Source organism: Nonomuraea sp. PA05 (genome assembly GCF_008086045.1).
GTDB classification, from domain to species: Bacteria; Actinomycetota; Actinomycetes; order Streptosporangiales; family Streptosporangiaceae; genus Nonomuraea; species Nonomuraea monospora.
The window spans coordinates 213,056-228,421 of the sequence record NZ_VSEY01000014.1 but is presented as its reverse complement, the minus strand read 5'-3'; the positions used below and the strand labels follow the sequence as shown (position 1 = coordinate 228,421).

General features: G+C 73.0%; 13 protein-coding genes. 12 read left to right on the top strand and 1 reads right to left on the bottom strand.

Annotation, left to right across the window (positions count from 1 at the left end):
• The first annotated feature begins 58 nt into the window (after nt 1-58).
• From FXF51_RS23290 to FXF51_RS23235, 12 genes are all read left to right on the top strand, one after another.
• Nucleotides 59-1,606, top strand: coding sequence for an ABC transporter substrate-binding protein (locus FXF51_RS23290; protein WP_148436650.1), 1,548 nt, complete (start codon nt 59-61; stop codon nt 1,604-1,606).
• Complete coding sequence (locus FXF51_RS23285) at nt 1,603-2,568, top strand: ABC transporter permease (RefSeq protein WP_148436648.1); 966 nt, start codon at nt 1,603-1,605, stop codon at nt 2,566-2,568. The genes FXF51_RS23290 and FXF51_RS23285 overlap by 4 nt, the downstream gene beginning before the upstream one ends.
• Nucleotides 2,565-3,383, top strand: coding sequence for an ABC transporter permease (locus tag FXF51_RS23280; protein ID WP_262379776.1), 819 nt, complete (start codon nt 2,565-2,567; stop codon nt 3,381-3,383). Before FXF51_RS23285 ends, FXF51_RS23280 begins: the two co-directional genes overlap by 4 nt.
• Nucleotides 3,380-4,279 (top strand): N-acetylmuramic acid 6-phosphate etherase, encoded by a 900-nt coding sequence (gene murQ, locus FXF51_RS23275; protein ID WP_148436646.1) that lies wholly within the window; start codon nt 3,380-3,382, stop codon nt 4,277-4,279. The genes FXF51_RS23280 and murQ overlap by 4 nt, the downstream gene beginning before the upstream one ends.
• Entirely contained in the window at nt 4,276-5,487 is a 1,212-nt protein-coding gene (locus tag FXF51_RS23270) for an anhydro-N-acetylmuramic acid kinase (protein WP_148436645.1), read from the top strand. Before murQ ends, FXF51_RS23270 begins: the two co-directional genes overlap by 4 nt.
• Nucleotides 5,484-6,500, top strand: a complete 1,017-nt coding sequence (locus FXF51_RS23265; protein ID WP_148436643.1) for a serine hydrolase domain-containing protein — start codon at nt 5,484-5,486, stop codon at nt 6,498-6,500. Before FXF51_RS23270 ends, FXF51_RS23265 begins: the two co-directional genes overlap by 4 nt.
• Entirely contained in the window at nt 6,497-8,089 is a 1,593-nt protein-coding gene (locus tag FXF51_RS23260; protein ID WP_148436641.1) for an ABC transporter ATP-binding protein, read from the top strand. Before FXF51_RS23265 ends, FXF51_RS23260 begins: the two co-directional genes overlap by 4 nt.
• Before the next feature lie 4 nt (nt 8,090-8,093).
• Entirely contained in the window at nt 8,094-8,828 is a 735-nt protein-coding gene (locus FXF51_RS23255; RefSeq protein ID WP_148436640.1) for a carbon-nitrogen hydrolase family protein, read from the top strand.
• 72 nt (nt 8,829-8,900) lie between these two features.
• Entirely contained in the window at nt 8,901-9,599 is a 699-nt protein-coding gene (locus FXF51_RS23250) for a sensor domain-containing protein (RefSeq protein ID WP_148436638.1), read from the top strand.
• A gap of 47 nt (nt 9,600-9,646) precedes the next feature.
• Nucleotides 9,647-10,654 carry an endonuclease domain-containing protein gene (locus tag FXF51_RS23245; RefSeq protein ID WP_148436636.1) on the top strand — a complete coding sequence of 336 codons (1,008 nt, stop codon included), beginning with the start codon at nt 9,647-9,649 and terminating at the stop codon, nt 10,652-10,654.
• Between the two features lie 3 nt (nt 10,655-10,657).
• A complete protein-coding gene (locus FXF51_RS23240; RefSeq protein ID WP_148436634.1) occupies nt 10,658-11,350 on the top strand; it encodes a hypothetical protein in 693 nt (230 codons plus the stop codon).
• Nucleotides 11,332-14,565, top strand: coding sequence for an ATP-binding protein (locus FXF51_RS23235; protein WP_262379775.1), 3,234 nt, complete (start codon nt 11,332-11,334; stop codon nt 14,563-14,565). The genes FXF51_RS23240 and FXF51_RS23235 overlap by 19 nt, the downstream gene beginning before the upstream one ends.
• Here FXF51_RS23235 and FXF51_RS23230 read toward each other — a convergent pair.
• Entirely contained in the window at nt 14,543-15,352 is an 810-nt protein-coding gene (locus FXF51_RS23230; protein WP_148436630.1) for an SDR family NAD(P)-dependent oxidoreductase, read from the bottom strand. The genes FXF51_RS23235 and FXF51_RS23230 overlap by 23 nt on opposite strands.
• Nucleotides 15,353-15,366 lie beyond the last annotated feature (14 nt).

Sequence of the window (15,366 nt, the reverse complement as noted above, 5' to 3'; positions counted from 1 at the left end):
AAATACCCTGGTGGTAGGGTCTGCGTAATTTTATGACCTACTGCCCGAAGGAGACCACATGCCCCGTGGCGCCTTCTCCGCGGCCGGCCTCGCCGCCGCGTTGTCCCTCGCCCTCACCGCCTGTTCGTCCTCCTCCGGGCCAGCAACCAGCAGCACCCCTGCCGGCCAGGGCGGCGGCTCGCTGGTGGTCGGCGTGACCTCCGACCCCGACACGCTCTTCCCCTGGAAGGCCACCCAGTTCACGGCCGTCAACGTGCTGCAGAACCTGTACGGCACGCTCACCGAGTTCGACAAGGACCTGAACGTGGTGCCCGGCCTGGCCGAGTCCTGGGAGCCTTCCGAGGACGGCAAGAAGCTGACGCTCAAGCTCCGGCAGGGCGTCACGTTCGCCGACGGCAGCGCGTTCGACTCCAAGGACGTCAAGTCGTCCCTCGACAAGATCATGGACGAGAAGACGGCGGCCGTGGCCCGGGCGTCGCTGGCGTCGGTGAAGTCCGTCGAGGCGCCCGACGCGAGCACCGTGGTGCTGGAGCTGACCGGCCCCGACGCCGCGCTGCCCGCCAACCTCGCCACCGTCAACATGGCGATCATCTCCTCCGACGACACCGAGGAGAAGCTGAACGCCACGCCCAACGGCACCGGGCCGTTCACCCTGGGCAAGCGGGTGGCCAGCCAGTCGATCACGCTCAACAGGAACGACAAGTACTGGGGCGCGGAGAAGCCGAAGGTCGCCGCCGTCGAGTTCCGGGTGATCCCCGACGAGTCGTCCATCGTGTCGGCCATGCAGTCGGGCAACGTGCAGCTCGCGGTCTTCAACGACCCGCTCGTCGCGCAGACCGCCGAGGGCGGCGGCACGATCACCGTGGCCAAGACGCCGCAGCTCAACTACCACGCGCTCCAGCTCAACGCCCAGCACGGCGACCTCAAGGACGTCAACGTGCGGCTGGCGATCCAGTGCGCGATCGACCGCAAGCAGGTGCTCGACACCGCCGCGCTCGGCGAGGGCGAGGTGACCGGGCCGATCACCGCCCCGGCGTTCAAGTCCGACCCGAACAAGCGCCCCTGCCCGAACCGCGACCTGGCCAAGGCCGCCGAGTACCTCGGCAAGGCCGGCAAGTCCGGCGGCGTGACGGTCAAGGCGATCGTCTCGCAGGGCGAGTACGCGACCTCCGTCAACGAGGCCCAGAACCTCAAGGCCCAGCTCGCCGAGGCGAAGATCAACCTGGAGCTGGAGGTGCTGGAGTCCGGCGCGTTCGTGGACCGCTGGGTGGCGGCCGACTTCGACGCGGCCGTCGCGCTCAACGGCGGGCGGCCCGACCCCGACGGCTCCTACGGCCGCTACTTCACCAGCAAGGGCAACCTGAACAAGGTCGCCGGCTACAGCTCCCCCGAGCTGGACGAGCTGTTCGCGCAGGGCAAGGCCACGACCGACCAGGCCGAGCGCAAGGCGATCTACGACAAGGTCGGCGCGCACCTGGAGGACAACGCGGCCTGGATCTGGCTGTTCTCCGGCTACACCTACACCGCGACGACGGCGAACGTCAGCGGCTTCACGCCGATGGCCAGCGGCTCGCTGCAGTACCTGCGGACCACCGCCGTCGGATGAGGTTCGCGCGCAACCGGGTCGTCCGCCGCGTGGCGGAGACGGCGGGCATCCTGTTCGGGGTGGCCGTGGTCGTCTTCGTCATGCTGCGGGCGCTGCCCGGCGACCAGATCACGGCCGGGCTGGGCACGGAGGCCGCCGCGCTCACCCCCGCCCAGCGGCAGGCCCTGGAGCAGTACTACGGCCTCGACCAGCCGCTGGTCACGCAGTTCTTCTCGTGGCTGGGCAACATGTTCACCGGCAACTTCGGCTACTCGGCCCGCTCGCAGCAGAGCGTGCTCGACCTGACCCTGCACGCGCTGCCGGTGACGTTCGAGCTGGCCGTGCTGTCGATCCTGCTGGCGCTGCTGATCGGGGTGCCGCTGGGCATGCTGGCCGCCTCCCGGACGAACTCCGTCAGGGACGCCGCCGGCCAGGTGGTGAGCCTGGCGGGGCTGTCGATCCCGGCGTTCCTGCTGGCCACGACGCTGTTGTCGATCTTCGCGGCGTCGTTCGGGTTCAACCCCAACGGGCAGGGCTTCGCCACGCTCGCCGAGGACCCGCTGCTCAACCTGCGGCAGATGCTGCTGCCCGCGCTGGTGCTGGGCTTCGGCATCGCCGCGCCCATCCTGCGCACCACCCGCACGGCCGTGCTGGAGGTGCGCTCGAACGACTTCGTGCGCACCGCCCGCGCCAAGGGCGTGCCGGAGCGGCGGCTGCAGGCCAGGCACGTGCTGGGCAACGCGCTCGTGCCGATCGTCACCATGACAGGCCTTCAGTTCGGCTACCTGCTGGGCGGGGCCGTCGTGGTGGAGCAGATCTTCTCCGTGCCGGGCATCGGGCGGCAGGTGCTGCTGGGCATCCAGCAGAAGGAGTACGCGGTGGTGCAGAGCACCGTACTGGTGATCGCGCTGGCGTTCGTGCTGGTCAACCTGCTGACCGACCTGCTCTACCGGGTGATCGACCCGCGGGTGAGGGCATCGTGAGGCGCAGCCCCGCGGCGGTGACGGGCATCGTGATCCTGGCCTTGCTGGCGGTCGTGGCGGTGCTGTCGTACCTGGGGATGCTGCCGTACGACCCGATCGCGCAACATCCGCCGTCGCGCTTCCAGCCGCCGTCCGGCGCGCACCTGTTCGGCACCGACCAGTTCGGACGGGACGTCTTCTCCCGCGTGGCGGCGGGGGTCGGCAACTCGGCGCTGATCGCGGTGGTCGCGGTGGCGTTCGCGACCGTGGTGGGCACGCTGGGCGGGCTGGTGTCCGGCTTCTATCGCGGCCTGGCCGACGGCGCGATCGGCGGCGTGACGAACGTGCTGTTCGCCTTCCCGCCGCTGCTGCTGGCCCTGTCGCTGGCCTCGGTGCTGGACCGCAACTGGTTCACCATCGCCGTGGCCATCGCCATCGTGTACGTGCCGATCTTCATCCGCGTCACGCGCGGCCCCGTGCTCTCGCTCAGGGAGATCGAGTACGTGAAGGCGGCCGTCTCCACCGGCCAGAGCCGCTGGCAGATCATGCTCCGCCACGTGCTGCCCAACATCACCTCGATCATCGTCGTCCAGGTGGCGCTGTCGCTGTCGTGGGCGGTGCTGACCGAGGCGTCGCTGAGCTTCCTCGGCCTCGGCACCCCGCCGCCGGCGCCGTCGCTCGGCTCGATGATCTTCGAGGCGCGCAGCCTGGTGTTCATCGCGCCGTGGACGCTGATCGCGCCCGGCGTGGTCGTCGTGCTGCTCGTGGTGGGGCTCAACCTGCTCGGCGACGGCCTGCGTGACACTCTCGACCCCCGGAACCGAGGTAACCGGTGAACCTCTCAGAACTGACCACGGAGTCGGCCGATCCGCGCTTCGCCGAGATCGACACGATGAGCGTGGGCGACCTGGCAGCCGCCATGAACGCGGCCGACACCACGGTGCCCGCCGCCGTCGCCGCGGCGCTGCCCAGCATCACGGCGGCGATCGAGGCCACGGCCGCGCGCATGGAGGCCGGCGGCCGGCTCGTCTACGTGGGCGCGGGCACGCCAGGACGGCTCGGCGTGCTGGACGCCTCCGAGTGCCCGCCGACCTTCTCCACGCCGCCCGAGCAGGTCTTCGCGATCATCGCGGGCGGCGAGAGCGCGATCGTCTCCCCCTGCGAGGGGGCCGAGGACGACGAGGAGGCCGGGGCCGCCGCGGTGGACGCCGCCCTGATCGGGCCGCTCGACGCCGTGGTGGGCATCGCCTCCAGCGGGCGCACCCCGTACGTGCTGGCCGCCGTGCGGCGGGCGCGCGAGCTGGGCGCGCTGACCGTCGGGCTGTCGTGCAACACGGGCGCGCCGCTCAGCGAGGCGGCCGAGCACGCGATCGAGGTGCTCGTCGGGCCCGAGGTGATCAGCGGCTCGACCAGGCTCAAGGCCGGCACGGCGCAGAAGCTCGTGCTCAACATGTTCTCGACCATCGTGATGGTGCGGCTGGGCAAGACGTACGGCAACCTGATGGTCGACGTGAAGGCCAGCAACGGCAAGCTGCGCGAGCGAGCCGTGCGCATGGTGCGGACGATCACGGGGGCCGGGCCCGACGAGGCGCTGGCCGCGCTGGACGCGAACGGGTTCAACGTCAAGCAGGCGGTCGTGGCCACGCGCTTCGACGTGACGCCACGGGAGGCGGCGGCCCGGCTGGCCGCGGCCGGCGGGCGGCTGCGCGCCGCTCTGGGGGAGCTGTCATGAGAGTACTCGGGATGATCTCCGGCACCTCGCACGACGGGATCGACGTGGCCGTGGTGGACTTCGAGCTGGTCGGGAGCGTGCTCGAAGGCCGGCTGGCGCACTCCGCGAGCACGCCGTACCCGGCGGAGCTGCGGGCGCGGCTGATCGCGGCGCTGCCGCCCGCGCCGGCGACACTGGCGGAGGTGTGCGTGCTCGACACGCTCATCGGGCAGAGCTTCGCCGGCGCCGCCGCCGCGGCGATCGACGCGAGCGGGCCTGTCGACCTGGTCGTCTCGCACGGGCAGACCGTCTACCACTGGGTGGAGGGCGCGCACGCGCTCGGCACCCTGCAGATCGGGCAGCCCGCCTGGATCGCCGAGCGGACCGGCGCGCCCGTCCTGTCGGACGTGCGCATCAGGGACATCACGGCCGGCGGGCACGGAGCGCCGCTGGTGTCGGTGCTGGACGGGCTGCTGCTCGGCGGGTACGAGGGCGGCGCGGGGGCGCTCAACCTGGGCGGCATCTCGAACATGACCGTGGTGCGCGGCGACACGCTGTACGCCTACGACATCGGCCCCGCCAACGCGCTGATCGACGCCGTGGTGACCAGCCGGGGGCTGCATCCGCGCGGCTTCGACGAGGACGGGCGGATCGCGGCGTCCGGACGGGTGTCCGAGCCGCTGCTGGAGGTGCTGCTGGACGAGCCGTACTACCGGCTGGCCGCGCCGAAGAGCACCGGCAAGGAGCTGTTCCACCTGGCGTACGTGGACGCGGCCCTGGCCAGGGCGGGCCTCCGCGTCGCGAACCCTGGCCCGGTGGCGGGCGGCACAGCGGCTGCCGCGGTGAGCATCGGTGACGCCGATCTCGTGGCGACGCTGACCGAGCTGACCGTGCGCACGGTCGCGCACGACGTGCGGGCCGCCGGGGTCGGCACGCTGGTCGTCTCCGGCGGCGGATGCCGCAACCCCGTCGTCATGGACGGGCTGCGGGCCGCGCTGCCCGGCGTGACCGTGTCGCCGTCCGACGACTTCGGCGCGCCCTCCGACGACAAGGAGGCCATCGCGTTCGCGCTGATCGGCTGGCTCACCGCGCACGGCCTGCCCGGCACGGCGCCCGGCGGGACGGGCGCGGCGGGCGCCCGCATCCTGGGCACGCTGACCCCGGGCGCGGGGCCGCTGGTCCTGCCGGAGCCGGTCGCCGCCCCGCCCCGCGCCCTGAGGCTGGCATGAACGCGCCACCACCCGGCCTGATCACGGCGGCCCGCACTCCCTGGTTCGACCTCGACGAGTGCGGCGGCCACCGGACGGTGCTCCCAGAGGCGCCGATGACCATGGACACCTACCACGACCTCGCCTCGGTGACCAAGGTCGTGGCCACCACCACGATGCTGATCCGCCTGGTGTCCGACCGGCTGGTGGACCTGGACGCGCCGCTCAGCGCGTACCTGCCGAAGTCGTACGAGGCGATCACCGTGCGGGACCTGCTGCTGCACCGCGGCGGCCTGTGGGAGTGGTGGCCGCTGTACATCCAGCCGCGGTTCCCGCCGCCCCGCTACCGGCCAGGCCGCGCCCGCCACTACTCCGACCTGGGCTTCATCCTGCTGGGCAGGATCGTCACGCAGGTGACGGGGCTGCGCCTGGACCGGGCGCTGGCCGAGCTGGTCACCCGGCCGCTGGGCCTGACGTCCACCACCTACGCCCGCCCGGCGGGGTCCGAGGCGGCCATGAGCGCGTTCGACGACCGGGCCGAGATGACGATGCTCGACACCGGCCGCCCCTATCCGGTGCCCTACCGCAGCGGCGACTTCGGCCGCTGGCGGTCCGGGCCGGTGCTCGGGGAGGTCGCCGACGGCAACGCCCACCACGCCTTCGACGGCGTCGCCGGGCACGCGGGCCTGTTCTCCACGGTGCCCGACCTGCTGAGGTACGGCCTGGCGATGTCCAGGTACGAGGAGTACGACCATCTGTGGCGGCCGGAGGTGGTCAAGGAGTTCCTCACCCCCGGCCCCGACCAGGAGCAGGCGCTCGGCTTCCGCAGGTACGCGCTGGAGCTGCCCGGCGAGACCGTCACCGTCCTCGGCCACCCCGGCTACGTGGGCTGCGCCGTCGGGTTCGTGCCCGGCCGGGACGTCGCCCTGGCGCTGGCGAGCAACCGCCTGCTCGTCGAGGGCGAGCCCACGCCCACCGGCGACCTCTGGAACGCCCTGCTGCAGGACATCGCACACCGATCGGAAACCGCATGAGCCCGCTGTTGGAGATCCGCGACCTCTCCGTCGCCTTCCGCACCCGCAAGCGGGACGTCACCGTCGTCAGGAACGTCTCCATGGACATCCTGCCGGGCCAGACCGTCGCCGTCGTGGGCGAGTCCGGCTCCGGCAAGTCCACCACGGCCGCCGCGGTCAACCGGCTGCTGCCCGACAACGGCCGCATCACCGGCGGCCAGGTGCTGTTCGAGGGCCGCGACCTGGCCAGGGCGAGCCGCCGCGAGCTGACCGCGATCCGCGGCGCCGGCATCGGCCTGGTGCCGCAGGACCCGATGTCGAACCTCAACCCGCTGATGCGCATCGGCGACCAGATCGCCGAGGCGCTGGAGGTGCACGGCGTGGCCACCGGCCGGGCCGCGCGGGCCCGCGTGACCGAGCTGCTCGACATGGTCGGCATCCCCGACCCAGGGCGGCGGGCCGGGCAGTACCCGCACGAGTTCTCCGGCGGCATGCGGCAGCGGGCGCTGATCGCCATGGGGCTGGCCTGCCGGCCCAGGCTGCTCATCGCCGACGAGCCGACCTCCGCCCTCGACGTGACCGTGCAGCGGCGCATCCTGGACCAGCTCGCGGAGCTCACCGCCGAGATGGGCACGGCCGTCTTCCTCATCACGCACGACCTGGCGCTGGCGGCCGAACGGGCCGACGTGGTGGCCGTCATGTACCAGGGCGAGATCGTCGAGACCGGCCCGGCGGCCGGGATCCTGTCCGACCCGGCGCACGAGTACACCAAGCGCCTGCTCCAGGCCGTGCCGAGCCTGTCGTCCGTACGCGTCAGCGAGCCGCCCCGCGACGCGCCGGACCTGGTCGTCGTGGACGGGCTGCGCAAGGTGTTCCCCATCAGGGGCGGCGGGGAGGAGTTCACCGCGGTGGACGGGGTGTCGTTCGCCATCCCGCGCGGCCGTACCGTCTCGATCGTGGGCGAGTCAGGCTCAGGCAAGTCCACCACCGCGAACCTGCTGCTCGGCCTGGACGCCCCGACCGCGGGCGGCATCCGCTTCGACGGCACCGACCTGACCGCGCTGGGCAGGAAGGAGCTGTTCGCCTTCCGCCGCAGGGTGCAGCCCGTCTTCCAGAACCCGTACGCCTCGCTCGACCCCCGCTACACGGTGGAGAAGTCGATCGCCGAGCCGCTGCGCGTGCACGGCGTCGGCACCGCGGCCGAGCGCAGGAAGACGGCGGCCGAGCTGCTGGAGAAGGTGTCGCTGCCCGCGTCGCTGGCCGGGCGGCTGCCGCACGAGCTGTCCGGCGGCCAGCGCCAGCGGGTGGCCATCGCCCGCGCCCTGGCCCTGTCGCCGGAGCTGGTCGTGCTCGACGAGGCCGTCTCCGCGCTGGACGTGCTGGTGCAGGCACAGATCCTGGAGCTGCTCGCCGAGCTGCAGCGGGAGCTGGGGCTCAGCTACCTGTTCATCAGCCACGACCTGGCCGTCGTACGGATGATCTCGCACGCCGTGCACGTCATGCGCGGCGGCCGGATCGTGGAGAGCGGCACCGCGGAGGAGATCTTCGACCACCCGTCCGACGACTACACCCGCGAGTTGCTCGCCGCCATCCCCGGCCGGTCACAGTAGAGACGTGAAGATCCTCCTGGTTCAACCCCCGCACTGGTCCCCCGACGGTCACGCCAACTTCGACGCCGTCGAAGAGCTGCTCCGCCCCCGCTCGGGGGACGTGGTGCTGCTGCCCGAGCTGGCGGGCTCCAGCCTGCCCCGCGCCGACTACCTGGCCAGGGTCCGCGCGCTGGCCGAGGGCTCCGGCATGACGGTCGTCGGCGGCTCCCACTACGACGGCCCCGTCAACCGGGGCGCGGTCTACGACGGGCGCGGTGACCTGCTGCTGGAGTACGACAAGGTGCATCCGTACGGGCTGGAGCTGCGCTCCGGCGTGCGGCCCGGCCGGCCGAGCGGCGGCTTCGAGCTGGACGGCCGCCGCCTGCACGTGCTGCTCTGCGCCGACCTGTGGTACTCCGCCAGCCTGGCCGGGCACGACCGGCTCGACGCCGTCCTCGTGCCCGCCTTCTCCGTGACCCGCTGGGACGGCCCCGCGCCCGCGCGCGAGCTGTGGCAGCACATGAGCGTGGCGCGGGCCTACGAGTTCATGACGTACGTGGCGGTCAGCGACTGGCACCACGAGACCACCTACCTGGGCCACCCGTGCGCCGGGGTCACCGGCTTCGCCAACCCGTGCCCGCAGACGCACACGGGCTTCTTCACCGGCCCGCCTGACGCGCCCGTCTCGCCGCACGAGCTGGACTTCGACCGCCTGGACGCCTTCCGCCACGACCGGGGCGAGCGCGGCTTCCGGCAGTAGTGCCAGCCCTACCCCGCATTGGGCCGCACGCGGGATCGAGCGGGCCGGGGGCGCGCCCGTAGCGTCGTCCCCATGACAGCCCTCCGGCACAGCCCCGCCCCCGACGCCCCCTACGACCTCCGGCGCGGCCACAGCCTCTGGCACCGCCTCGCCACCGACACCCGCTACACCCTGCTCGGCCTGCCGGCGGCCCTCCTGCACTTCGCCGTCGTCGTGGCCGGCGTCTCGGCCGGGCTGGGCGCCGCGGTGGTGTTCATCGGCCTGCCGATCCTGGCCGCCACCGCCGCCGCGGCCAGGAACCTGGCCGACTTCGAACGCGTCGCGCTCCCCGGCGTGCTCGGCCGCCCCGTGGCCCGCCCGCCCTACCCGCCCGCCCCCGCGTGGGCGGGCTGGTTCCGCCGCACGATGAACCCGCTGGCCAACGGCCAGGCCGCGCTCGACCTCCTGTACGGCGTCATCGCCTTCCCGATCTCGCTGGCCGCCTCCGTCGTCGCCGCCGTCTGGTGGACCGGCGCCCTGGCCGGCCTCACCTTCCCCCTGTACGGCTGGATCATCGCCGCCCTGCCCGGCGTGGACCAGACCCTGCCCGAGCTGCTCGGCCTCGGCGGCGACGACACGACGTTCGTCGTCTTCAACACCGCGATCGGCGTGGTGTTCGCGCTGACCCTCGTCCCGGTGGTGCGCGGCGCGGCCCTGGTCAAGGCGAGCCTCGCCCAGGCCATGCTCACCCGCGCCCCTGCCCCTTTCGCCGATCGCATGACAGCAGGCTGAAGGGCCTATAACGTCACAGATGTTGATCATCAGGTCCATCTGGGGCGGTGCTCGTGCGGTCGTGGTCGCAGCTCCCTCCCGGCCGGGTGGTCCGGCTGGACGCGGACGCCGAGGCCGTCGCCCTGAGCGTCGACCCGCTCCCGCCGGACGCCCCGGCCGTCCTCACCTACCTTCCCGGCGAGGTCCGATCGCTCACCGGCCTGGTCGCCTCGGTCCTGCGCTCGCTGGACGAGGCGGCCATCGCGCTGTTCCCGGCCTGGCTGCCGGAGGCCTCCGGGATCGAGGGGACCGGCGGCGCGAACGTGGCGGCCGTCCGGTCGCTGGCGCTGCGCAGGGCGGCGGCCAGCGAGCACTACGGCCCGTTCCTCGCCGAACTGGCGGCACGGGCGCTGGCGTCACCGGCGCCGTCTAGTGTGTTCGGGCCGGAGGTGCGGGTGGCGGGCCTGGCCCGGGTGCTGGCCGGCAGCTTCGGCAGGTCAGGGCTGGCCGTCCTGGTCCGCGTCCCCGCGGGCCTGGCGCCGGCCGCGCAGGAGGTGCTCGTCGCGGGCTGCGAGTGGCTGGCCCACCGGGCGCCGGCCGGGGTGTGGCTCACGGGCGCCCCGCTGGACGCCGTCGACCGCGTGGAGACGGTGAAACCACACCTTCCACGGATGGATTCCGCCATCCCGGCCGATACGTCCCCCCGCCTGCTGTACCCGGCGATCGCGGGCAGGCCGCACCCCGGCAGCCCCGCCGAGCAGGCACTCGAGGCGGCGCTCACCGGACGCGCGTGGGCGTCGGGCCGCGCCTGGAACCAGACGTACCAGCCGCACCCGCTGGCCACCCCCATCCGCCTGGACCTGCTCTGGGAGGCGGAGCGGTGCGTGGTGGAGATCGACGGCCCCGACCACCGCGGCGCCGCCAAGTTCGCCGCCGACCGGCAGCGGGACGTGCGCCTCCAGCTCGATGGTTACGCCGTCCTGCGCTTCCTCGATGTTCAGGTACTGACCGACACGGAAACCGTGGTCCGCCAGATCGCACAGTTCCTGCGGAGCCGCCGCAGGACGGAAGGATAAGAGATGCCGCACAACGGGCTTTCACTCCCCGACTTCTCGGCCCTGGTAGTGCTGGCCGTCGAGGCCCGTGAGGTCTCCAACACCGAGCTCAAGCAACGACACAAACTGACGATCGACGGCCAGAGGCGGCACCGGCTCAACGCCTTGAAGCTGGTCGAGAGCAGGAAGTCCGGCCGGGTGTTCCTGCACGTGCTCACGGACGCCGGCTGGGCGCGGCTGGCGGAGGACCTGCGCACGGGCGACATCCCGCCGCAGACGGGCTCGTCAGGGGCGATGGCGCGGGCGCTGCTGGACTGGCTGCCCCGCTACATGCGGCGCACGGACCAGAGCCTCGCCGACGTCTTCCAGCCGGACGACGAAAGCGACGAGACGGGCGACCTGGAGGCGGGCGACCTGGCGACGGGCGACCTGGCGACGGGCGGCCTGGCGACGGGCGGCCTGGAGGCGCGAGTGCGCGGCGCGTACGCCGAACTGGCACAGAGCCCCGGCGCCTGGGTGGGGCTGGCCGGCCTGCGCGCGCTGCTGGCGGACCTGCCGAGGGCGCAGGTGGACGAGACGCTGACCCGCATGGAACGCCTCCCGGACGTCAACCTCGTCCCCGAGTCGAACCAGAAGACCCTCACGCCCGCCGATCGCGAGGCCGCCGTCCTCATCGGCGGCCAGCGCAAGCACCTGCTGTGGATCGGCCCCGCATGACGGGCGGCGTGCCCGACCTCGCCGCGCTGACCTTCAATTACACGGAGAGCGCCGACGACGTGTGGCGCCGTTCGGCGTACCACGTGGCGGGGTTGCACGGCGCTTCCACCAGGATCCTGCGCGACGGCCTGGCCGAGGCCGCGCACCGTCCGGAGGCCAGCCCGATCGGCGTGGTGATCCAGGGTCAGCGGGGAACGGGCAAGACGCACCTGCTCGGCTGGGTCCGGGAGCAGGTGCAGAGCCAGGGCGGCTACTTCGTCCTCGTGGGGCTGCTGGACGCCAGGGGCTTCTGGGAGAGCACCATGGTGTCGATCCTGGACAGCCTGTCGCGCCGGGGCCCGGACGGCCAGGCGCAGCTCACGCTGTTCCTCGACCGGCTGGCCACGGAGACCGGCCTGACCCGCATGGCCAGGCGGGCGATCACCGGCAAGCGGCCCGTCACCCGGGAGGAGCTGGACGCGTTCGTGGTGGCGCTGCGCCGCAGGGAGCCCCAGGCCGGCCGGGAGTGCCAGGACACCGTGCGCGCCCTGGTGCTGCTGGCCGGCGACGACCTCGGCCTTCAGGATCTCGGGGAGGCGTTCCTGTCGTCGGCTCCGGAGGGGGAGGCCGGCGAGCGCGCCAGGTGGGGCATCAGGCAGCTCGGCAGGTCGCCGCAGGAGATCGTCAGGGACGTCTCCCGCCTGCTGGCGCTGACCGGGCCGACGATCATCGCGGTGGACCAGATCGACCCCCTGGTGGCGCAGTCCTCGACCGCGACCGCGGGGGCCGTCCACGAGCACGGCGAGGCGCTGATGATCGAGCGCATCGCGGGCGGTCTCATGGCGCTGCGGGAGGTCACCCGCAGGACGCTGACCGTGGTGACCTGCATCCCCGCCACCTGGGCGCTGATCGAGAACGTGGCGGTGGACACGGTGCGCGACCGCTTCAGGCAGGCGGTCCAGCTCATGACCATCCCGGACGCGGAGACCGCCCGCGCCATCGTCACCAGACGCTTCGAGGTCCAGTACGGCGAGGCGGGCGTCAAGCCGCCCTACCCGACGTGGCCGGTGCGGCCCGAGGCCTTCGAGCAGGCGCCCGGCTTCACCCCGCGCGAGCTGCTGCGGCGCATCGACCAGCACGTCCGCGCCTGCCTGCTGGACGAGGAGGTCAGGGAGCTGACCGGCTTCGCCGCCGAGCAGGAGCCCGCCGAGCCCGTCGCGACGGTGGCGCCGCACCTGCCGCCCGAGGACCTGAGCGTGATCGACGCGCGGTTCGCGGAGCTGCGGGACGGCGGCCCGGCGCCGCGCTTCGACCAGACGACCGAGGACGCGACGATGCCCGCGCTGCTGGCCGCCGGGCTGTCGGCGTGGATCGCCGAGCGGGGCGGCGGCGGCCTGGCGTTCAGCGTGGACCCGCCGCCGAGCCCGAAGCCGCCGCTGCACGCGCGGCTGCGCCGCACCCTCGACGAGTCCAGGGAGGACGAGATCCACTGGGCCTTCCGCGCGGTCTCCGCCGGGCACGGCAACGCGGCGCTGAACCGGATCCGGCGGGCGTCCGTGGCGGCGGGGCTGGACGCGGCGGTGCCGAAGCGGCGGCTGTTCCTGCTGCGGAACACGCCGTGGTCGCAGGGCGCGGCGACGCGGGCGGCCCTGCGGGAGTTCGAGCAGGCGGGCGGGCGGACCCTGCCGGTGAGCGAGAAGGATCTCCGGGTGCTGGCCGCGCTGCGGGTGCTGCTCGCGGAGAACCCGCCGCACCTGGCGGCCTGGCTGGCCGGACGCCGGCCGACGTCCGGGGTGTGGTTCCTGCGGGAGGCGCTGGCCGAGGCGTGGAGCGTTCCGGAGCCCCGTACGGCACCCCCACCCGCGCTCCCGCCCGCCAACCCGCACTCGGCACCCCCACCCGCACGCTCGCCCGTCAGCCCGCACTCGGCACCCCCACCCGCACGCTCGCCGCACCCCGGTTCCGAGGCCCCCGCGACGCGCACCCCGTCCCTCGTGATCGGCAGGAGGACGGCCGACGGCGCCCCCGTGACCCTGGCCCTGGAAGCACTCAGAAAGCACGTCACGATCTTCGCCGGCTCAGGTTCCGGCAAGACGGTGCTCATCAGGCGCCTGATCGAGGAGTGCGCCCTCCTCGGCGTCTCCGCCATCGTCCTCGACCCGAACAACGACCTGGCCAGACTGGGAGAACGCTGGCCGCACCCGCCCACGACCTGGATGGAGAACGACGCCCGCCGCGCCGAGACGTACCTGACCGGCACCGACGTGGTGATCTGGACGCCCGGCAGAGCGGGTGGCCGCCCGCTGGCGTTCCAGCCGCTGCCGGACTTCGCGGGCCTGGCCGACGACCCCGACGAGTTCACCGAGGCGGTCGAGGCCGCGGTGGCGTTCATCGCGCCGCGTATCCGCCTGGACGCCAACACCGGCAAGGCACAGCTCGGCCAGGCCGTGCTGCGCAAGGCGCTGGCGCACTACGGCCGCCGGGGCGCGACGAGCCTCAAGGGGTTCGCGGCGCTGCTGGCCGACCTGCCTGACGGGGTGAGCGAGCTGGCCAACGCGCCGCGCATCGCCGCCGAGCTGGCCCAGTCGCTGACGGCCGCGATGGACAACGATCCGCTGTTCGGCGGCGCGGGCACGCCGGTGGATCCGGGCCTGCTGGTGACGCCGCCTGAGGGGAAGCGGGCGCGGGTGTCGGTGATCAGCCTGGTCGGGCTGCCTTCCGTGGAGCAGCGGCAGAGCTTCGTGAGCCAGTTGCAGATGGAGCTGTTCGTCTGGTTCAAGCGGCATCCTGCGCAGAACCGGCCGCTGGGCGCGCTGCTGGTGATGGACGAGGCGCAGACGTTCGCACCGGCGACCGGCCCGTCGGCCTCGACCCGCAGCACGGTGCTGCTCGCGTCGCAGGCCCGCAAGTACGGCCTCGGCCTGGTCTTCGCCACCCAGGCGCCCAAGGGCCTGCACAACCACATCCCTGGTAACTCGGCCACGCAGTTCTTCGGCCTGCTCAACGCGCCGATCCAGATCACCGCCGCCAGGGAGATGGCCCGGTCGAAGGGCGGTGACGTGCCTGACGTGTCGCGGTTGAGCTCGGGTGAGTTCTACGTGGCGCGGGAGGGCGCCGCGTTCGCCAAGACGCGGGTGCCCATGTGCCTGACCTGGCATCCCAGCTCTCCGCTGACGACGGAGGAGGTCATCGACAGGAGCAGGAGCCGGCCGCTCACCGGGCCACGCTGGGCGTGAGCTCGTCGGCCACCTGCCGGGTGACGCGCCGGCCGAGCAGGGCGACGAGCTTGCGCGGCCGGCGCGGCATGAGGTGGGCCATGGCGAAGTTGCCGCGGCCGGGGACGACGTAGCCCCGGTCGCGGTCGTAGGCCCGCAGGGCGTCGGCGACGACGGACGCGGGGGTGGCGGGGGTGGCGCCGATGGCGGCCTTCCTGGTGCCGATACGGTCGAAGAAGGCCGTCTCGACCGGGCCGGGCGTGACGGCGAGCACCTTCACGCCGCTGCCGCGCAGCTCGCTCCACAGGGCGAGGCTGAAGTTGAGCACGAACGTCTTGGACGCGGCGTAGGTCGCGAAGTACGGCGCGACGTTGAACCCGGCCGTGGAGCCCACGTTGATCACGCCGCCGGTGCCGCGCCTGAGCATCTCGGGCAGGAACGCGTGCGTGAGCCCCACCAGCGACACGACGTTGACCATGAGCTCGTCGTGCTCGCGTTCGGCGGCGATCCGGTCGAAGTGTCCGGCCGTGCCGAAGCCGGCGTTGTTGACCAGCAGGTCGACGGTGAGCCCGAGGCCGGCGCTCTGTTCGGCGACCCGGGTGGCCGCGTCGGGCGCGGACAGGTCCTGGACGATGACCTCCGCGCGGACGCCGTGGTCGCGGCGCAGGTCGGCGGCGAGCGTCCGGAGGGCCGGCGCGGACCTGGCGACCAGCGCGAGGTCGTGCCCGCGGGCGGCGAGCGCGCGGGCGAACTCGGCGCCGAGGCCGGAGGACGCGCCGGTGACGAGAGCGGTTCCCTTGGTGTTCATGAGCAAGAAAGTAG